Annotated in this window: 18 protein-coding genes; 9 read left to right on the plus strand and 9 right to left on the minus strand. The window is 65.0% G+C overall.

The genetic code is table 11. The features are described 5' to 3' along the window. Positions 1-171: 171 nt before the first annotated feature. The 4 genes from C8J40_RS04970 to pgi form a co-directional block, all read right to left on the minus strand. Positions 172-1,368, minus strand: coding sequence for a thiolase family protein (locus C8J40_RS04970; protein WP_132896055.1), 1,197 nt, complete (start codon positions 1,366-1,368; stop codon positions 172-174). Between the two features lie 72 nt (positions 1,369-1,440). After that, positions 1,441-2,814, minus strand: a complete 1,374-nt coding sequence (gene gorA, locus C8J40_RS04975; protein ID WP_243693207.1) for a glutathione-disulfide reductase — start codon at positions 2,812-2,814, stop codon at positions 1,441-1,443. Positions 2,815-2,923: 109 nt separating this feature from the next. Continuing rightward, positions 2,924-3,250, minus strand: coding sequence for a DUF4174 domain-containing protein (locus C8J40_RS04980; protein ID WP_243693208.1), 327 nt, complete (start codon positions 3,248-3,250; stop codon positions 2,924-2,926). A 176-nt stretch (positions 3,251-3,426) separates the two neighbouring features. After that, positions 3,427-4,917 carry a glucose-6-phosphate isomerase gene (gene pgi, locus C8J40_RS04985; RefSeq protein ID WP_132896058.1) on the minus strand — a complete coding sequence of 497 codons (1,491 nt, stop codon included), beginning with the start codon at positions 4,915-4,917 and terminating at the stop codon, positions 3,427-3,429. A 125-nt stretch (positions 4,918-5,042) separates the two neighbouring features. Between pgi and lepB the strand changes: the two genes are divergently transcribed. The 4 genes from lepB (at position 5,043) to lgt (ending at position 8,850) form a co-directional block, all read left to right on the plus strand. Beyond that, a complete protein-coding gene (gene lepB, locus C8J40_RS04990; RefSeq protein ID WP_132896261.1) occupies positions 5,043-5,852 on the plus strand; it encodes a signal peptidase I in 810 nt (269 codons plus the stop codon). Next, positions 5,849-6,511: a ribonuclease III gene (gene rnc / locus C8J40_RS04995; RefSeq protein ID WP_243693209.1), complete on the plus strand. Its 663-nt coding sequence runs from the start codon at positions 5,849-5,851 to the stop codon at positions 6,509-6,511. The genes lepB and rnc overlap by 4 nt, the downstream gene beginning before the upstream one ends. A gap of 252 nt (positions 6,512-6,763) precedes the next feature. Then, positions 6,764-7,681: a GTPase Era gene (gene era, locus C8J40_RS05000; RefSeq protein ID WP_243693210.1), complete on the plus strand. Its 918-nt coding sequence runs from the start codon at positions 6,764-6,766 to the stop codon at positions 7,679-7,681. Positions 7,682-8,010: 329 nt separating this feature from the next. Further along, positions 8,011-8,850, plus strand: coding sequence for a prolipoprotein diacylglyceryl transferase (gene lgt / locus C8J40_RS05005; protein ID WP_132896061.1), 840 nt, complete (start codon positions 8,011-8,013; stop codon positions 8,848-8,850). On the opposite strand, the gene C8J40_RS05010 is transcribed toward lgt, so the two are convergent. Further along, positions 8,851-9,552 (minus strand): NAD-dependent deacylase, encoded by a 702-nt coding sequence (locus C8J40_RS05010; protein WP_132896062.1) that lies wholly within the window; start codon positions 9,550-9,552, stop codon positions 8,851-8,853. A gap of 217 nt (positions 9,553-9,769) precedes the next feature. Here C8J40_RS05010 and C8J40_RS05015 point away from each other — a divergent pair, with 217 nt between their 5' ends. The 4 genes from C8J40_RS05015 to C8J40_RS05030 all read left to right on the plus strand — a co-directional run bounded on the left by C8J40_RS05015 (position 9,770) and on the right by C8J40_RS05030 (position 13,533). Then, positions 9,770-10,564 carry a hypothetical protein gene (locus tag C8J40_RS05015; protein WP_207901146.1) on the plus strand — a complete coding sequence of 265 codons (795 nt, stop codon included), beginning with the start codon at positions 9,770-9,772 and terminating at the stop codon, positions 10,562-10,564. A 225-nt stretch (positions 10,565-10,789) separates the two neighbouring features. Continuing rightward, a complete protein-coding gene (locus tag C8J40_RS05020; protein ID WP_132896063.1) occupies positions 10,790-12,307 on the plus strand; it encodes a fumarate hydratase in 1,518 nt (505 codons plus the stop codon). A gap of 44 nt (positions 12,308-12,351) precedes the next feature. Continuing rightward, positions 12,352-12,978 (plus strand): hypothetical protein, encoded by a 627-nt coding sequence (locus tag C8J40_RS05025; RefSeq protein WP_243693211.1) that lies wholly within the window; start codon positions 12,352-12,354, stop codon positions 12,976-12,978. A gap of 69 nt (positions 12,979-13,047) precedes the next feature. Next, on the plus strand, positions 13,048-13,533 hold the full coding sequence (locus C8J40_RS05030) for a DUF2501 domain-containing protein (protein ID WP_132896065.1): 486 nt from the start codon (positions 13,048-13,050) through the stop codon (positions 13,531-13,533). Between the two features lie 681 nt (positions 13,534-14,214). Here C8J40_RS05030 and C8J40_RS05035 read toward each other — a convergent pair. Further along, positions 14,215-14,790, minus strand: coding sequence for a hypothetical protein (locus tag C8J40_RS05035; protein ID WP_243693212.1), 576 nt, complete (start codon positions 14,788-14,790; stop codon positions 14,215-14,217). A 112-nt stretch (positions 14,791-14,902) separates the two neighbouring features. Between C8J40_RS05035 and C8J40_RS05040 the strand changes: the two genes are divergently transcribed. Next, positions 14,903-15,280 carry a PRC-barrel domain-containing protein gene (locus C8J40_RS05040; protein WP_056065550.1) on the plus strand — a complete coding sequence of 126 codons (378 nt, stop codon included), beginning with the start codon at positions 14,903-14,905 and terminating at the stop codon, positions 15,278-15,280. On the opposite strand, the gene C8J40_RS05045 is transcribed toward C8J40_RS05040, so the two are convergent. The 3 genes from C8J40_RS05045 to uvrB form a co-directional block, all read right to left on the minus strand. Then, on the minus strand, positions 15,277-15,597 hold the full coding sequence (locus tag C8J40_RS05045; RefSeq protein WP_132896066.1) for a HigA family addiction module antitoxin: 321 nt from the start codon (positions 15,595-15,597) through the stop codon (positions 15,277-15,279). The genes C8J40_RS05040 and C8J40_RS05045 overlap by 4 nt on opposite strands. Further along, positions 15,566-15,853 (minus strand): type II toxin-antitoxin system RelE/ParE family toxin, encoded by a 288-nt coding sequence (locus C8J40_RS05050; protein WP_132896067.1) that lies wholly within the window; start codon positions 15,851-15,853, stop codon positions 15,566-15,568. Before C8J40_RS05050 ends, C8J40_RS05045 begins: the two co-directional genes overlap by 32 nt. A gap of 66 nt (positions 15,854-15,919) precedes the next feature. Further along, positions 15,920-18,118, minus strand: coding sequence for an excinuclease ABC subunit UvrB (gene uvrB, locus C8J40_RS05055; RefSeq protein ID WP_056065553.1), 2,199 nt, complete (start codon positions 18,116-18,118; stop codon positions 15,920-15,922). Positions 18,119-18,176 lie beyond the last annotated feature (58 nt).

Genomic DNA, 18,176 nt, shown 5'->3' on the forward strand with positions numbered 1-18,176 from the left:
TCGTGTACTGCCACCCCGGCGGAGGTCAGGGCCCCTGTGCCCTAACCAAATGCCGTCACCCCAGCGAAGGCTGGGGTATCCCGGTTGGTAAGTGCGTCGGCTCGAACCGGGAGATCCCAGCTTTCGCTGGGATGACGGGGCCGCACATCGAGGTGGTGGCGATTGGAGAAATCAAACGATCTCGAACAACCCCGCGGCGCCCATTCCGCCTGCGGTGCACATCGACACCACCACATACCGCACGCCGCGCTTGCGCCCCTCGATCAGCGCATGGCCCACCAGCCGCGACCCCGTCATCCCGAACGGATGCCCGACCGCGATCGCCCCGCCGTTGACGTTGTACTTCTCCGGATCGATCCCGAGGAAATCGCGACAATACAGGCACTGCGATGCGAACGCCTCGTTAAGCTCCCACAGCCCGATGTCGCCCACCGACAACCCAGCGCGCTCCAGCAGCTTCGGGATTGCGAACACCGGTCCGATCCCCATCTCCGCCGGGCTGCACCCCGCCGCCTGGAAGCCGCGATAGATCCCCAGGATGTCCTTGCCCTCGGCCTCCGCAGTCCTGCGATCCATCAGCAGTTGCGCCGACGCGCCGTCCGACAACTGGCTCGCATTGCCCGCGGTGACACTCGACCCCGGCCCGGAAAACTCGCCGCCCGGCCACACCGTCTTCAGTCCACGCAGACCCTCCAGCGTCGTGCCGGCGCGGATGCCCTCGTCCTGCGACAGCGTGACGCTCTCGATTCCGGCATGCGCGCCCTGCTTGTCGTACAGCACTTTCTCGACCGTGATCGGCACGATCTCCTCGGCAAACGCCCCGTTCGCCAACCCGGCGGCGGCACGCTGCTGGCTCATCGCCGCATAGGCGTCCTGCGCCTCGCGGCTGATGCCGTATTTCTCCGCGACGATCTCCGCGGTCTCGATCATCGGGATATACGCCGCCGGCTCCTTCGCCACGACGCTCGCATTGACGTAGCGCGGCGCATCCTTCGTGACGGTGTAGCTGATCGACTCCATCCCGCCGGCCAGTGCCACATCCGCCTCGTCGCAGATGATAGTCCGCGCCGCGAGCGCCACCGCGGTCAGGCCCGACCCGCATTTCCGGTCGAGCGTGAAGGCGGGGACCGACTCCGGCAGCCCGCCGGCAAAAAGCGCCATCCGTCCGGCGTTACCGCCCTGCGTCCCCCATTGGTTGCCGACGCCCCAGAACACCTCGTCGATCCGCGCCGGATCGATCCCTGCGCGCTCGACCACCGCGTTCATCACATGCCCCGCCAGCACCGGCGCCTCGGTCGCATTGAACGCGCCGCGATACGCCTTGCCGATAGCGGTACGGGCGGTCGAGACGATGGCGGCTTCACGCATGCTGGAACCTTTCGAGGATCGGGTATGCGCCCGATCTACCGCGTCGTTCCCGCAACGCAAAGCCCGAAGGTCTCACTTCATCAAGACAAGCTCTTCGGCCATCGTCGGATGCAACGCGACGGTCGCATCGAAATCGGCCTTGGTCAGCCCGGCCTTCACCGCGACCGCGGCGGATTGCAGAATTTCGGGGCAGTCGGGGCCGATCATGTGGATGCCGACCACCCGGTCGGTCTCGCCGTCGCAGATCATCTTGTACAGCGAGCGCTCGTTGCGGCCTGCCAGCACGTTCTTCATCGGCCGGAAGTCGGAGGTGTAGACCTTGACCGAACCGAGCGCCTCCTTCGCCTGCGACTCGGTCATGCCGACGCCGGCCATCGGCGGGTGGCTGAATACCGCGGCTGGGACGTTGGCATAATCGACCCGCGTCGGCTTGTTGCCGAAGAAGGTGTCCGCGAACGCCTGCCCCTCGCGGATCGCGACCGGGGTCAGCTGGATCCGGTTGGTGACGTCGCCGACCGCGAAGATCGAGTCGCAGCTCGACCGGTTGTCCTCGTCGACGATCACCGCGCCCGCCGCGTCCATCTCGACGCCCGCGCTTTCGAGCCCGAGGCCCTTGGTGTTAGGCAGGCGGCCAGTCGCGAACATCACGAGGTCGACGGTGATCGGCTCGTGTCCGCTCATCCTGACCGTGAGACACCCGTTCTCGTCCTTCTCGATGCTCTCGAACGCGGCGTTGAAGCGGAAATCTATGCCCTTGCCCATCGAGATCTGGAGCAGGCGGTCGCGGATCGATTCGTCATAGCCGCGCAGGATCACGTCGGTGCGGTTGACCAGCGTGACGTGCGATCCGAACTGGTGGAAGATCCCGGCGAATTCGTTGGCAATATAGCCTGCGCCGGCGATCAGCACGCGCTTCGGTACGTCGTCGAGATGGAACACTTCGTTCGAGGTGATGCCGTGCTCGGAACCGGGAAACTCAGGCACCAAGGGATGCGCGCCGACCGCGATCAGGATCTTGGCTGCCGTTTTTACGGTGCCGTCGGCGAGCGTGACTTCGTTGGGGCCGGAGACGACCGCGCGTTGGTGGATGATGTCGACGTGATTGTTCTGGAGCGTGGTCGTGTAGGCGCCGTTAATCCGGTCGACCTCCTCCATCACGTTGTCACGCAATGTCGGCCAGCTGAACGCACAGTCGTCGGGTACCTGCCAGCCGAACCGCTTGGCGTCCTTCAGATCCTCGGCGAAATGCGCGCCGTAGATCAGCAGCTTCTTCGGCACGCAGCCACGAATGACGCAGGTCCCGCCGACCCGGTATTCCTCGGCGACTGCGACGCGCGCGCCATGCGCGGCGGCGACACGCGACGCACGCGTCCCGCCCGAGCCTGCGCCGATGACGAACAGGTCATAGTCGAATTGGGTATCGGTCGCGGATTTGGTGTCGGTCACGGGCAGTCCTTGTACGTCGCGTACCGCTTTCGAGCGGCTTTGCATGTCATCTGGGGCAGGGCGCGCGACGCCACAACCCCGCTGCGGCGATCACGCTGATCGCCGGACTCTATCGCTGGCCAGCTTTGCGCATCGGCATCGCATCGATCGTCGCCTCCAGCGCGGCGGCAGGAAAGGGCTTCGCACTGCGGAGTTTTTCGCCGCCGTCCTTGCCGATCAGGAGCGCGGTGAAGGCGGCGGGGAGGTGGTATTTGCGGCGGAGGCCGGCGGCAGTGTTGGTGGCGCCGCGGACCGTGTCGCCGACGACTTCGACGATGGTGAGGTCGCGCGCGTCGGCGTTGTTCTTCCAGTTGGCGAGGATGCGGCGTTGCTCGGCAAGTGCCGGGTCTTCGGCGGAGGGCGCCGCAACGATCAACACGCGCCGCTCCCACCTCATCTGAGCGATAGTCGGGGAAGCGGCGAGCGCTACGGCGAGGATGATGGGCATGAAACGGGAACGCTCCCGCTTCACCAAAGCTCCCGTCATCCTGGGCTCGACCCAGGATCCAGAGCCGCGGACGTTGTCGCTCTTGGCTCTGGATCCCGGATCAAGTCCGGGATGACGACGGGGCTTTACCCGAACGCGCGCTTGATCAGGTCATCGGTCGAAGGATCGAACGTCTGCCCGCCCTTCTCCGCAGCCTTCGCCATTTCCTTCCCCAGCTCCACCCCGAACTGATCGAACGAATTGATTCCGAGCAGGACCCCATTCACGAACACCCGGTGCTCGTAAAACGCGATCAGCGCGCCCAGCGTGTGCGCGTCGAGATCGTCCAGCAGCAGCGTCGACGAAGGCCGGTCGCCCGAATAGCTCCGTGCCGGATCCTCGACCTGCTTGCCCGCCATCAGCGCCGCACCCTGCGCAAACGCATTCAGCAACAGCGCGCGGTGATGCTCCTCGGGCAAGGTGTCGCCCGGCTCGATCACCGCGATGAACTCGACCGGCACGAGATGCGTGCCCTGGTGGAGCAGCTGGAACACCGCATGCTGCGCCTCGGTGCCGACGCCACCCCAGGTGATCGCTGCCGACGGACGCCCGAGCGGCTGGCCGTCGACCGTCACCGACTTGCCGTTCGATTCCATCTCGAGCTGCTGGAGATAGCTCGGCAGCAACCGCAGCCGCTCGTCATACGCGAACGGCGCGCGCGTCTCGGCATGGCGGATCTGCGTGTAATACAGGTCGGCGAACGCCGCGAGCGCCGGCGCATTCTCGTGCAGCGCGGCGAGCCGGAAGTGGCGATCCATCTCGGCTGCACCCTCCAGCAGTTCCTCGAACCGGTCCCAGCCAAGCCCGATCGCCGCGGGAAACCCGATCGTCGACCACAGCGAATACCTCCCGCCGACGCTTTCCGAAAACGGCAGGATACGCGTCTCGTCGACACCCCATTCCATCGCCTTCTCGGGCGACGCGGTCAGCGCGATCACGCGGCCATACGGATCCTCGACATTGTGCTCGGTCATCCACTGCAGCACGCTTTCTGCGTTCATCAGCGTTTCGGTCGTGGTGAACGTCTTCGACGCGACCACCAGCAACGTTGCCGCCGGATCGAACTTCGCGAACACGTCCTCCAGCGCCACGCCGTCGACATTGGCGACGATCGCCACGTCGTATCGCTTGTCGTCACGCCCCAGCGCATCGACCAGCAACTGCGGCCCCAGCGCCGACCCACCGATCCCGACATGCAGGATATGCCGCACCGGCCCGAGCGCCTCGGCCTCGATCGCGTCGATCAGAGTCCGCATCCGCGCGTGGCTCGCCTGCGCGATCGCGACGCTCTCGGGCTTGCCCTCGCCGCGTTCGGCGGTGTGCTCGACCGCGCGACCCTCGGTGACGTTGACGATCTCGCCCGAAAACAGTGCCTGCCGCTTGCCCGACAGGTTCTGCGCCTTCGCCATCTCTTCGAACGCGGTGACCATGTCCGTCGTCAGGTGCGTCTTCGACCAGTCGAAATGGATGCCCGCGACGTCGAGGCTCAGCTTCGAGAGGCGCTCCGAGTCTGCCGTGAACAGGTCGGTCAGTTTGGTGGCGGGCAGGGCTTCGATCTTGGACCAGTCGGCGGTCATGCTACTTCTCCGGATAGACGTGCGCGCCGGTCATGCTGCAAGCGCGAGACCGCGACAACGCTCTTTCGGTGACACGTATCCCGCACACGCTTGACGATAGGCGCGGTCTGCGCAAACCCGCGCACATGGCAAATGACGTGAAGACCAAACCCCAGCGCTCCGAAACGAGCGAGACCTTCCGCTTCCTGCTGAAGCTCGCTCTGGTCGTGCTGATCCTGCGCAGCTTCATCTTCGCGCCGTTCAGCATCCCGTCCGAATCGATGCTGCCCCGGCTGCTGATCGGCGACTATCTCTTCGTCTCGAAGTGGAACTACGGCTATTCGCGCTGGTCGCTCCCCGCCGGTATCCCGCTGATCCCCGGCCGTATCTTCGGCAGCACCCCGACCCGCGGCGACGTCGTCGTCTTCCGCGCACCCGAAGTGCTCGATCACGACGTCATCAAGCGCGTCATCGGCCTCCCCGGCGAGACCGTCCAGATGCGCCAGGGCACCGTCTACCTCAACGGCAAGGCGATCCCGAAGCTCCGCATCGCCGACTTCACGATCCCGCTCACCGAGAACTTCAACGCCGAGAAATGCGGCGCGCCGTACGTCGACGTCGTCGCGAACGTCCAAATCTGCCGCTACCCGCGCTTCCGCGAAACGCTGCCGAACGGCCGCAGCTACGAAGTGCTCGACCAGGCCGAACTCCCCGATCGCGACGACACCGGGCTCTACACGATCCCCGCCGGCCACATCTTCGTGATGGGCGACAACCGCGACGACAGCGGCGACAGCCGTTTTCCCGCGCCGCAGGGCATGGGCTACGTCCCGCTCGAGAACGTCGAGGGCAAGGCGGTCGTCAATTTCTTCTCGACCGACGGCGATGCCGAATGGCTGAAGCCGTGGACCTGGGTCAGTGCCGCGCGCTGGAGCCGTATCGGGGAAGGCTTTTGAGCGATCTAGCCGGCTGGCTGAAGACGCTCTTCGGCCGCGCACCGACCAACCTCGCCCCCTATGAGCGCGCGCTAACGCACGGCAGTCAGGCCGCGGCGAACTACGAGCGACTCGAGTTCCTCGGCGACCGCGTCCTAGGCCTGATCATCGCCGAATGGTTGTACGAACTGTTCGCGACCGACCCCGAAGGCTCGCTGTCGAAACGCCTCAACGCGCTCGTCACCGGCCCCGTCTGTGCCGACGTCGCCCGCGAATTGGGCGTCCGCGCGCACCTCAAACTCGGCAAGCAGGCCCGCGACGACGGCGCGAGCGACAGCGACAACGTACTCGGCGACGTAATGGAGGCGCTGATCGGCGCCTGGTACCAGGAAGCCGGCCTGGACGCCGCCCGCAAGTTCGTCCGCAGCGCCTGGGGCGACAGGGTGCAAGCTGGCGCCAAGGCCCCGCAGCACCCCAAGTCCGCCCTCCAGGAATGGGCCGCCGCGCACAACCGCAAGCCCCCCGAATACACCATCGTCGAACGCACCGGCCCCGGCCACGCACCCAAGTTCACGATGCTCGTCTCGGTCGGCAAACTCGCCGAAGCCACCGCCACCGGCTCCAGCAAACAGGAAGCCGAAACCGCGGCAGCCAAGGCGCTCCTGGAGAAGCTGGGCTGAGAAGGCAGTTTTGTTCGCGCAAAGGCGCAAAGGCGCGGAGGTGGTGTGGATGGGGCTCGCGCGCGCCGCAATCATGCGCCGCCGAGTATCTTGGAGCCGTTTGGGGCGATACCTGATTACCGCTCGCAACCCCTCCGCGCCTTTGCGCCTTTGCGCGAACAAAACTGCCTTCTTCGACCTTCTCGCGACGCGATGACGGACGGCCATTTTCCCTGTACAGCCGAACGCAACACCAGTTCGAAAAGAGCATATGTGACTGAAACGAATACCAAGCCCGATACCAAGCATTGCGGCCTAGTCGCCATCGTCGGCGCGCCGAACGCGGGCAAGTCGACGCTCGTCAACGCGCTCGTCGGCCAGAAGGTCGCGATCGTCAGCCCCAAGGCGCAGACGACGCGCGCCAAGCTGATGGGCGTCGCGATCGAGGGCGACACGCAGATCCTGCTCGTCGACACCCCCGGCATCTTCGAGCCCAAGCGCCGCTTCGACCGCGCGATGGTCGCCGCCGCCTGGGGTGGCGCGGAGGGCTCCGACATCATCGCGCTTGTGGTCGATGCGAAGGGCGGTATCGGCGGCAAGGTCACGACGATCGTCGAGTCGCTGGTCGGCCGCACCGAGCCGATCTGGCTGATCCTCAACAAGGTCGATCTCGCCGACAAGACCAAGCTGCTGATCCACGCCGAGAAACTCAACGCGCTGCTCCCGTTCGCCGAGACGTTCTTCATCAGCGCCGGCACCGGCGACGGCCTCGCGCACTTCAAGACGCAGCTCGCCAAGGCGATGCCAGAAGGTCCGTGGCACTACCCCGAGGACCAGGTCTCCGACTCGACCGAGCGAGCGCTCGCGTCCGAAGTCACGCGCGAGCAGCTGTACCTGCAGCTCCACGCCGAACTGCCCTATGCGAGCACGATCGAGACCGAGCAGTATATCGAACGCCAGGATGGCTCGTTGGAGATCCACCAGCAGATTCTCGTCGAACGCCCGACGCAGCGCGCGATCGTGCTTGGCAAGGGCGGCGTCCGCATCAAGGAAATCGGCGCGCGCTCGCGCATCGAACTCGCCTCGATCACCGGCAAGCCCGTCCACTTGTATTTGCACGTAAAGGTAAAGCCAGGCTGGGACGAAGACCGCGAAGTCTACCGCGACATGGGCCTAGACTGGGTCGACTGAACCCGCGAAAATATTCCCCCCCGGTGAAGGCCGGGGCCCAATCGGGGGACGTTCGTAAACGCGGACAGCGTTCCGTCACTTCGACCTTGCCAATTGGGCCCCGGCCTTCGCCGGGGTGGTGTAGAGTTCGAACAAAGGATGTTCCCCCGCGGAGGCGGGGGTCCAGTCTGGGCCCCCGCCTCCGCGGGGGAACAATCTCGGGTCAGTATTTCGCGATCCGATCCCGCAATAGTAAAACCGTTACTTGACCGCCCGGTCGAAACCGCGCCGTCCTCTCGCCCGCGCATGCTATCGTCCGCACGCCCGCTCAGCCGGACGAGGACCACACGATGCCGACGATGATCGATGCGACGTCCGCGATCCGCTACGACCAGCTTCCTCTTTCCCCGGTCGCCTGGGATTTCGGCCTGTTCCAGCTCAGATGGTACGCGCTCAGCTACATCGCGATGATCGCTCTGGGCTGGTGGTATTTGCGTAGGATGCTCCGGCGATCCGGTGCGCCGATGGCGGAACGCCACGTCGACGACCTCGTCTTCTACCTCACGCTCGGCATCATACTTGGCGGCCGCCTCGGCTATTGCCTGTTCTATCGGCCCGAAATCTGGCGCGATCCGCTGGACGTGCTGAAACTCTGGCAGGGCGGGATGTCGCTACACGGCGGGTTCCTCGGGGTGATCGTCAGCCTCGTTGTGTTCACCCGCCGCCATCGCCTCTCGCTGCTCCGCGTCTGCGACTATGTTGCGTGCGCGACGCCGTTTGGGCTCGTGCTGGTACGGATCGCCAATTTCGTGAACGGTGAGTTGTGGGGCCGGCCCAGTTCGCTGCCCTGGGCGGTGATCTTCCCCGGCACGCAGGACGGCATCCCCCGCCACCCCAGCCAGCTATACGAAGCCGCGCTCGAGGGGGGCGTGACCATGATCGTGCTCGCATATCTGTTCTGGCGCACCGACGCGCGGCTTCGCCCGGGACGGCTGCTCGGCACCGGACTGATCCTCTACGGCACTGCGCGCTTCCTGCTCGAATTCGTCCGCCAGCCCGACGCCGGACTCGATCACCTGTGGTGGGGACTGACGATGGGGCAAACGCTGAGCGTACCGATGATCGTGGCGGGTATCTGGTTCTGGACGCGGTCCTGTACGCGATCGTCCGTCACGCCCGTGCCTGCCTGACTATCGGCCCAGCACTTCGTCAACCCACGACGGCACCAGCACGCCCGCCGCACCGATCCGCGTCTGCTCGAAGAACACGCTCCCCATCGACGGATCGAGGTTCAGTTCCAGCGTCCGCGCCCCATGATACGCCGCGGTCTGCACGAACCCCGCCGCCGGATACACCGCGCCCGACGTCCCGATAGACACAAATAGATCGGCCTTCGCCAGCGCCGCCTCGATCCGCTCCATCTGGTACGGCATCTCCCCAAAGAACACGATGTCCGGCCGCAACGCCGCCGCCCCGCACGCGCCGCACACCGCCCCCTCCGGTAACGCCCCCGCCCAAGGCTCACGCGCGCCGCAGACGGCACACAAGGCCGACAACAACTCCCCGTGCATATGCAGCATCCGCGTCGCCCCCGCCCGCTCGTGCAAATCGTCGACATTCTGTGTGACGATCAGCAGCTCCCCCTGCCAAGCCGCATCCAGCCGCGCCAGCGCATGGTGTGCCGCGTTGGGCTGGACCGTCGATAGAGCTGCGCGCCGCAGATCGTAGAATCGGTGCACCAGTTCCGGATCCGCCGCGAGCGCCTCGGGCGTGCAGACGTCTTCGACCCGGTGCCCCTCCCACAAGCCGCCCGGCCCGCGGAACGTCGCGATCCCGCTCTCCGCCGAGATGCCCGCGCCCGTCAGGACGACGATGTTTCTGATATCCTGCATCGGCACATTCTAGGCGGAGCAGGGCCGCGCGGAAAGCCGAAGTCGCCCTGCCGCCGCCGAAATGACCTTCCGGTCGCCCGCCCGCCCTGTCCATCCGATGCGACCGATTGTCCCTTCCGGCGTTGAGGTACATCGACCATATCATCATGGCCGTCTGCGAACCGATCGCCGGTGCCGTCTCGGTGCTACGCTTTGATATTGTGAAGGATTTACTGCGATGTTGACGAAAAAGCTGATGCTGCTGAGCGGTGTGGTCGCGGTCCTCGGCGGCTGTGGTCAGACGACTTCGACCGACTCGAACACCTCGACAGCAAACATCGCCATGGGCAACACCAGCGCCGCGGCGAGCGCGACTCCGGCGGTCAACCGTGTCCGCGGCGTCATCACCGCGATCGGCACCGATGCGCTGACCGTCCAGACCTATGACGGCAAGTCGGCCACCGTACCGCTCGACGCCAACACAAAGTTCGCCTGGGTGGTGAAGTCCGACCTGTCGACGCTCAAGGACGGCGACTTCATCGGCACCGCGACGACCGGTCCCGACGACGCGCTGCGCGCGGTCGAACTGGTGATCTTCCCCGAGGCGATGCGCGGCACCGGCGAGGGGCATTATCCCTGGGACGTCCCCGGCGCGGTCGCGGCTGCTGGCGGCGGCTCGAACGGGTCCAGCGCAATGACCAACGGCACCGTCGACGGGCAGAGCGCGATGACCAACGGCACCGTCGATGGCCAGAGCGCGATGACGAACGGCACGGTCGCGCAGCAGAGCGGCATGACGAATGGCACGGTCACAGGTGGCGCAGGCAAGCCCGGCGAGACCAAGCTGAGCATCTCGTACAAGGGCGGCAAGGCCCAGGTCGTCGTCCCCGTCGGCACGCCGATCGTCCGGTTCGAGCCGGCCGAGCGCACGGTCCTCGCCAAGGGCCAGAAGCTGTTCGCGATCATCTCGGCGGACTCCAAGGGCGCCAGGTCGGTCGCAGTGGGCAAGGACGGCCTGACGCCACCGATGTAATCACCGCGCGGCCATCGGGCCGGTACCTCGGTGATCAAAGCAAGGGGGCTGGAGTGGCGGGATCGTCGTTCCAGCCCCTTTCGTTTGGCATCGACGCGACACGCCGACCTTCACCGCTTGGATCTGCGTGATCGCGCTCGCCATGGTCTGTGACGTGACCCCGTCTTCAAAAATTGCACGATCGCCGCTAAGACGTCTGCAAACCTGTATCCGTAAAGGCGCTGCATGACCGTCATCACCGAAGCCGACCTGATCGAAAGCGTCGCCGACGCACTCCAGTTCATCAGCTACTACCACCCGATGGATTACATTCGCGCGCTGGGCGTCGCGTACGAGGCCGAGCAGAGCCCCGCCGCCAAGGATGCGATCGCGCAGATCCTGACCAACAGCCGGATGTGCGCGGAGGGCCACCGCCCGATCTGCCAGGACACCGGGATCGTCACGATCTTCGTCAAATGGGGCCAGGATTGCCGTCTTGAGTCGACCCGCTCGCTGCAGGAAGTGATCGATGAGGGTGTTCGGAAGGCGTATCTCAACCCGGAGAACAAGCTGCGTGCGTCGATCCTCGCCGACCCCGCCTTCACCCGCCGCAATACCAAGGACAACACGCCGAGCGTGATGCATGTCGAGATGGTGCCCGGCAACACCGTCTCGATCGACGTCGCGGCGAAGGGCGGCGGCAGCGAGAACAAGTCCAAGTTCAAGATGATGAACCCGAGCGACTCGATCGTCGACTGGGTGCTCGAGATGATCCCGCAGATGGGCGCAGGCTGGTGCCCGCCCGGCATGCTCGGGATCGGCATCGGTGGCACCGCCGAGAAGTCGATGATCCTCGCCAAGCAGTCGCTAATGGGGTCGATCGACATGGCGCAGCTGAAGGCGCGGGGCCCGAAGAACGACATCGAGGCGCTGCGGATCGAGATCTACGACAAGGTCAACGCGCTCGGCATCGGTGCGCAGGGGCTGGGCGGACTTTCGACTATTCTCGACGTGAAGATCTTCGACTGGCCGACGCACGCCGCGTCGAAGCCGGTCGCTATGATCCCGAACTGCGCCGCCACCCGCCACGCGCATTTCGTGCTCGACGGCTCGGGCCCGGTGTATCTGGAGGCGCCGAAGCTCGAGGAATGGCCGGATGTAAACTGGACGCCGGACAAGGCCGCGATCCGCGTCGATCTCGACACGCTGACGCCGGAAGTGGTGCAGACCTGGAAGCACGGCGACCGCCTGCTGCTCAACGGCAAGATGCTGACCGGGCGCGATGCGGCGCACAAGCGGATCAAGGACATGCTCGATGCGGGCGAGCCGCTACCGGTCGATTTCAAGGGTCGCGTGATCTATTATGTCGGCCCGGTTGATCCGGTCGGAGAGGAAGTCGTCGGGCCTGCGGGCCCCACCACGGCGACGCGGATGGACAAGTTCACGCGGATGATGCTCGACCAGGGCCTGCTGGCGATGGTCGGCAAGGCGGAGCGCGGCGCGGACGCGACCAAGGCGATCGCCGAGGCCAAGTCGGCGTACCTGATGGCGGTCGGTGGTGCTGCCTATCTGGTTGCGCGGGCGATCAAGGGATCGAAGGTCGTTGGTTTCGCCGATCTCGGCATGGAAGCGATCTACGAGTTCGAGGTCAGCGACTTCCCAGTCACCGTCGCCGTCGATTCAGCGGGCGAGAACGTCCACCAACTCGCGCCTTTGGTGTGGCGCGAGAAGATCGCTCGTGAGGGTTTGCTGACGCCCGCATGACGACGCGCGCTCGCAGAAGGGAGCAGGGGCCGGTCCGATGGATCGTGTTCGTCCTCCTTCTGCTTGCCGTCACTATTATCTACGCGCCACAACTGCTCGCATTCCCGTACCAACAGCGGATCGGTGCCGTCACCGTCTATGCCGAGTGTCCGATCGATCCGCGGATCGGCAGCGAACTGGCGCGCGCGGAAGGGTTGCTGCGCGCCAGTCCGATCTACACCGGTCCGCTCGATCGGTCGCTGTTCCTCACGAACGGTGGCTGGCGCTGGCGGTTCCTGGCGATCCAGTCGCCGGGCGCTTTCGCCTTTCGCCGGCCGTTCAGTTCGGCGATCGTGTTCAATCGCAGCGACGTCGGCGAAGACCGCATCACGAACGGTCGCGCGATCGGCGGCACCCGCACGCTGTCCGGCGTGATCGCGCACGAGACGACACACATCATGATCGCCAAACGTCTCGGCGAACTGCGCAGCGAGATGCTCCCGACCTGGCAGCAGGAGGGGTATGCGGATCATATCGCGCGCGAGAGCAGCCTGACGGACGCGGAGGCCGCACGTCTCCGCAAGACCGATCCGGCCGCGCCGGCACTGGTATATTATGATGCCCGACAACGGGTCGCGACGGCGTTGAGCGCCAAGCGCGGATCGGTCGACGCGTTCTTTGCGGGCGGTTGAACGAAGCCGAGTTCGGAACGCACCCCGGCCAGTCCTGTTGGTAATACGACCTTACCGGAGCTCCGTATCATGCCCAAGACCGCAATCGCCCTCGTTGCAGCCTTCGCCCTCGCGACTACGGCCTCGGCCCAGACCACCGCGCCACAATCGGCGTCGACTCAGGGTGGGCTGGGCAGCCTCGGGGGACTCGGCGGTCTACTAGGTGGCGCGTTGCCGAACGTCGGGTCGATCGGCGCGGGCAATGCTGCCGGCCTGCTCGGTTATTGCCTGAAGAACAATCTGCTCGGGCAAGGCGGTGCACTTGGCGCCTTAACTGGCGGGCGGAATGCAGCGTCACGAGCGGGCAGCGCGAAGGCCCCGGCCACCGGCGCGCAGTCGATCCTTCAGCGTCTGACCGGGCGACAGGGTGTGCAGACTTCGCCAGGCTATGCCGCGGGACAGGAAGGCGAAGTGCAGGCGCCGAACGGCCAGGCGTATTCGCTGGACGATCTCGGCGGGCAGGTGAAGACGCGGATGTGCAGCATCGTCCTCAACCGGGCGAAGTCGTTCCTGTAGGGCGGCGGTCTTGGGCAGCCGGCGCCTCTACGGGGCAAAGCACAGCGTATGTACCTGAACCAGCATGCTTCCCCGCGAAGGCGGGGATCCAGACTGGACTCCCGCCTTTGCGGGAGAACAAGGATGTGCGCTGCCCCTTCGATCTGTCACGGACGGCGGCGTGCCATACGTCCAGAATCTCTGGATAGTTTCGGCCACGATGCCACAAACCTTAACCGATCAAGTACGTAGCGCGGTGGAGTCTGGAATTGGCCTCACATTAGGCGGCGCGGGCCGGGCAATGGTTTTACCCCGCGCACAGCATGCCAACACGGCTCGTAGTTCCCAGAAACGAAAAGAGGCTGCCGGATCGTCTTACGACGAACCGACAGCCCCCTGACATGGTCAGCGGCCGGAGAGCTCCAGCCCGGAGGACCATGCGTACCGCCTATCCTATGGACCACGTGTTGACTGGGAGAGGATACTCCCCACGCATGTCGGCGGCGTTAGCGGTGCGTCCCCCGAACGAACCGAACCGAACTCACTGCTGAACCATGAGACATCGGATCACCTCCTTTCGCTTGTTGAAACAACGCGGCCAAGCCTGACCGCAACGCCAATGTGTGCCGACCGCGCCTGCGATACAAGCCTTGTTTTACGGAAGTTTTCGGTCAATCCTGTGCGACTGTCGGTTCAACGAAGTCAGCCGCGGCAATCCTCGGTGACGCGCTCGATCTCGGCCCAGGCGGGCACGACGAGCGGCGCCAGTCCGGCCTGCTGGACGACGAACCGCCCGCGACTGAACCCCATCGCCTCCAGCAACGAATCGTTCGGCATCAGCGCAGCCGCGACATAGGGCGGCGTGCCTCCGGTCGGCTGTACGGACACGGCGCGCGTAACGCTTGATGTGCGGATCGTCAGCGGCGTCGCCGTGCTCCCCGCGCGCGACAGATAGACTTGGCGCGCCGTAGTGTCGCACCGCACCGTCAGCGACGCGTCGGCATTGGCTGGCCCGAACAACGCGATCGAACCGCGCGCATCCCGGCGATACACCCACGTCCCTGGCGAATACGGCCAGTCGCGCCAGTCCGCAGCGATCGGCACCGGACGTGGCGCCGGAGCGGGGGGGACCTCACGCGGGGGCGGCGGCGCTTCAACACGCGGCGGCGCAACGCAGCCGGCGATCGAGGCGAGCGTCGCTAGACCAGCAAGCCGTGCCAGAGCGATGGGGCTGGCAAGCGATCGCAAGCCGACGAGGTAAGGGGACGGAATGCGCATCGCATTGCTATGCGGCACGCCCGGCGGTCGCTCAAGTACGACGAAGCTCGCTAGCCGGGAACCGCCGCACGGTGATACCGGTTCAACGACGGAAGAAATCAGGAGAACGTCCATGTCCGATACCGCCGCCCAGACGCCGACCCAGCTGCTCGTCCAGTCGAACATCTCCGGCACGATGAAGGTCGAGAGCCGCGACGGCGACAATGTCGGCTCGGTCCACGCATTCATGGTCCACAAGGGCACTGGCCGTGTCACCCACGCCGTGCTCAGCCTCGGCGGCTTCCTTGGCATGGGCAAGAGCTTCTACCCGCTGCCGTTTGCGCTGCTCCAGTTCGACGCGGTCCGCGACCTGTACGTCGTCACGATCGACAAGCGCGTCCTCGAAGGCGGACCAAGCTGGGCGAACAACGCGCCGGTCTTCGACCAGGCGTATGCCGACCGTGTGGCAAGCTATTATGGGTCGAGCAGCGAAGACCTCGTAGTCGGCTAAGCCGCGCGCGGAACGATGCGGGCCAGTGCGTCCGCTTCGTTCCGCTGAATTTCCTCGACATCGTAACTGACCTGAAGCCGGAGGAAGAATCCTTCGGATACCCGTAGATACCGGGTCAACCGTGCGTCCACCGACGGATCTATATCACGCCTGCTGGCAACTATTTCGCGTAGAGTGGCAAGTTCGATCCCGGTGCCGTTTGCGACTTCCTCAAGCGGGATGTCGCCACCTATTAGGAAATCTTCGCGCAGAATGTCGCCCGGATGGACGTTGTCCAACCGGTCGTCATCCGCGATGGTAATCCTCGATCCGGACATCGTCCGCGCCTCCGTTCGACCAACCAAACGTAATCCGCCACTGGTCGTTGATCCGGATGCTATATCGCAAAGGCGTTAACCCTTTCAACTGCTCCAAGCGGTTGCCCAGCGGGGTGCGCAGGTCGTCCAAGCGACCGGCATTTTCTAGCTGACGAAGTTTGCGCCGGGCAGTCTGCTGAATATCAGGTGGCAGTCTGCGACTTTGCCGTCCGACGGAAACGCTTTCAGTCTCATCATCTAAAAAACTGCGGATCATAAGCCACCATCAAACAGGCATAGGCGATCCCTTAGTGTCCAGCGGCAGCGTAAAGCATGCAAGCGTTCACCGTGACCGGGAGCCACCCATCCGCATCTTCTGGCTTTTGCCGTAGCGCGTCTTTCGGGTTCCCGGCTTGCCCTCGTTCGATCGTCCCATGACCGGCGCTTTCTGCTGGTCGACTGGCAGGCCCAGTTCCTCGTTCTCCAGCTGGCGGATCTCGTCGCGTAGACGCCCAGCGGTCTCGAACTCGAGATCGGACGCAGCCTTGCGCATCTGCTTTTCGAGGTCCTCGATATATGCACGCAGGTTGTGGCCGACCATGTGCGGGCGGTCCTCGTCGATCGGGATCGTCACCTGATCCTGGCTCGCCACATGCGCGATGATGTCGCCGATGTTGCGGCGGATCGTCGTCGGGGTGATGCCGTGTTCGGTGTTATACGCGACCTGTTTCTCGCGACGGCGCGACGTCTCGTTCATCGCGCGCTCCATCGATCCGGTGACGCGATCGGCGTACAGGATCACGCGGCCGTCGACGTTGCGCGCCGCGCGGCCAATCGTCTGGATCAGTGAGGTCTCGGAGCGCAGGAAGCCCTCCTTGTCCGCATCGAGGATCGCGACCAGTCCGCATTCGGGAATATCGAGCCCCTCGCGCAACAGGTTGATGCCGATCAGCACGTCGTACACGCCGAGCCGGAGGTCACGGATCAGTTCGATGCGTTCCAACGTCTCGACGTCGCTGTGCATGTAGCGGACCTTGATCCCCGCCTCGTGCATATATTCGGTCAGATCCTCCGCCATCCGCTTGGTCAGCGTGGTGACGAGCGTGCGGTAGCCGAGCGCCGTCGTCTTCCCGACCTCGACGATCAGGTCCTGGACCTGTTCCTCGACCGGCTTGATCTCGACGGGCGGATCGATCAGCCCGGTCGGGCGGATGACCTGTTCGGCGAACACGCCGCCGGTCTGCTCCATCTCCCAGCTGCCGGGAGTCGCCGAGACATAGGTCGTCGGCGGCCGCATCGCGTCCCATTCGTTGAAGCGCAGCGGCCGGTTGTCGATCGCACTCGGCAGGCGGAAGCCATATTCGGCAAGCGTCAGTTTGCGACGGTGATCGCCGCGCGACATGCCGTTGATCTGGCCGATCGTGACGTGGCTCTCGTCGACGAACAGCAGAGCGTTGTCGGGGAGATATTCGAACAACGTGGGTGGCGGCTCGCCCGGCATGCGCCCGGTGAGGAAGCGCGAGTAATTCTCGATCCCTGCGCAGGAGCCGGTCGCGGCGATCATCTCCAGGTCGAAGTTGGTGCGCTGCTCGAGCCGCTGCGCCTCCAACAGCTTGCCCTCCAGCACCAGCTCCTTCAGGCGCTCGGCCAGCTCGTGCTTGATCGCCTCGCCCGCCTGCTTGAGCGTCGGGCCGGGCGTCACGTAATGCGAGTTAGCATAGACGCGCACCGAGTTCAGCGACGCGACCTTCTTGCCGGTCAGCGGATCGAACTCGATGATCTCCTCGATATCGTCGCCGAAGAACGAGATGCGCCACGCGCTGTCCTCGTAATGCGACGGGAAGATCTCCAGCGTGTCGCCCTTCACGCGGAAATTGCCGCGCTGGAACGCCGCGTCGTTGCGCTTGTACTGGAGCGCGACGAGCTTTCGCACGATCTCGCGCTGGTCGACCGTCGTGCCCTTCTTGAGGTCGAAGATCATCGCCGAATAGGTCTCGACCGAGCCGATGCCGTACAGGCACGACACCGATGCGACGATGATCACGTCGTCGCGTTCGAGCAGCGCGCGGGTGGCGGAATGCCGCATCCGGTCGATCGACTCGTTGGTCGACGATTCCTTCTCGATGTACGTGTCGGAGCGCGCGACATACGCTTCGGGCTGGTAATAATCGTAATAGCTGACGAAATATTCGACCGCGTTGTCAGGGAAGAACGACTTCATCTCGCCGTAGAGCTGCGCCGCCAGGATCTTGTTCGGCGCAAGGATCAGCGCGGGCCGCTGGACGCGGTTGATGACGCTGGCCATCGTGAAGGTCTTGCCCGAGCCGGTGACGCCGAGCAGCACCTGGTCCTTCTCGCCGTCGCCGATCGCGGAGACGAGTTCGGCGATCGCAGTGGGCTGGTCGCCCGCGGGTTCGTACTCGCTGACGAGGTTGAACCGCTTGCCGCCCTCGACCTTGTCGGGGCGCGCGGTCGGGCGGTGCGGGACGAAGCTTTCGCCGGTTTCGGGCTCGGCGAGGCTGGTGCGGATCTGAATGGCCATCGAGGGGGAATATGGGGAACATGGCCTGAGTCGGCAACGGCCAGTGATCACCGTGATA

It is taken from the genome of Sphingomonas sp. PP-CC-3A-396, assembly GCF_004343105.1.
In the GTDB taxonomy this organism is placed as follows: Bacteria; Pseudomonadota; Alphaproteobacteria; order Sphingomonadales; family Sphingomonadaceae; genus Sphingomonas.

Excerpts from the sequence above, each read along its gene's own strand:
- C8J40_RS05040 (WP_056065550.1), top strand. The coding sequence starts at position 14,903 with ATGTCCGATACCGCCGCCCAGACGCCGACCCAGCTGCTCGTCCAGTCG.
- C8J40_RS05030 (WP_132896065.1), top strand. The coding sequence starts at position 13,048 with ATGCCCAAGACCGCAATCGCCCTCGTTGCAGCCTTCGCCCTCGCGACT.
- pgi (WP_132896058.1), bottom strand. The coding sequence starts at position 4,917 with ATGACCGCCGACTGGTCCAAGATCGAAGCCCTGCCCGCCACCAAACTG.
- lepB (WP_132896261.1), top strand. The coding sequence starts at position 5,043 with ATGGCAAATGACGTGAAGACCAAACCCCAGCGCTCCGAAACGAGCGAG.
- C8J40_RS05015 (WP_207901146.1), top strand. The coding sequence starts at position 9,770 with ATGTTGACGAAAAAGCTGATGCTGCTGAGCGGTGTGGTCGCGGTCCTC.
- C8J40_RS05020 (WP_132896063.1), top strand. The coding sequence starts at position 10,790 with ATGACCGTCATCACCGAAGCCGACCTGATCGAAAGCGTCGCCGACGCA.
- C8J40_RS05050 (WP_132896067.1), bottom strand. The coding sequence starts at position 15,853 with ATGATCCGCAGTTTTTTAGATGATGAGACTGAAAGCGTTTCCGTCGGA.
- C8J40_RS04980 (WP_243693208.1), bottom strand. The coding sequence starts at position 3,250 with ATGAGGTGGGAGCGGCGCGTGTTGATCGTTGCGGCGCCCTCCGCCGAA.
- C8J40_RS05045 (WP_132896066.1), bottom strand. The coding sequence starts at position 15,597 with ATGTCCGGATCGAGGATTACCATCGCGGATGACGACCGGTTGGACAAC.
- C8J40_RS04970 (WP_132896055.1), bottom strand. The coding sequence starts at position 1,368 with ATGCGTGAAGCCGCCATCGTCTCGACCGCCCGTACCGCTATCGGCAAG.
- C8J40_RS05010 (WP_132896062.1), bottom strand. The coding sequence starts at position 9,552 with ATGCAGGATATCAGAAACATCGTCGTCCTGACGGGCGCGGGCATCTCG.
- uvrB (WP_056065553.1), bottom strand. The coding sequence starts at position 18,118 with ATGGCCATTCAGATCCGCACCAGCCTCGCCGAGCCCGAAACCGGCGAA.
- lgt (WP_132896061.1), top strand. The coding sequence starts at position 8,011 with ATGCCGACGATGATCGATGCGACGTCCGCGATCCGCTACGACCAGCTT.
- C8J40_RS05035 (WP_243693212.1), bottom strand. The coding sequence starts at position 14,790 with ATGCGCATTCCGTCCCCTTACCTCGTCGGCTTGCGATCGCTTGCCAGC.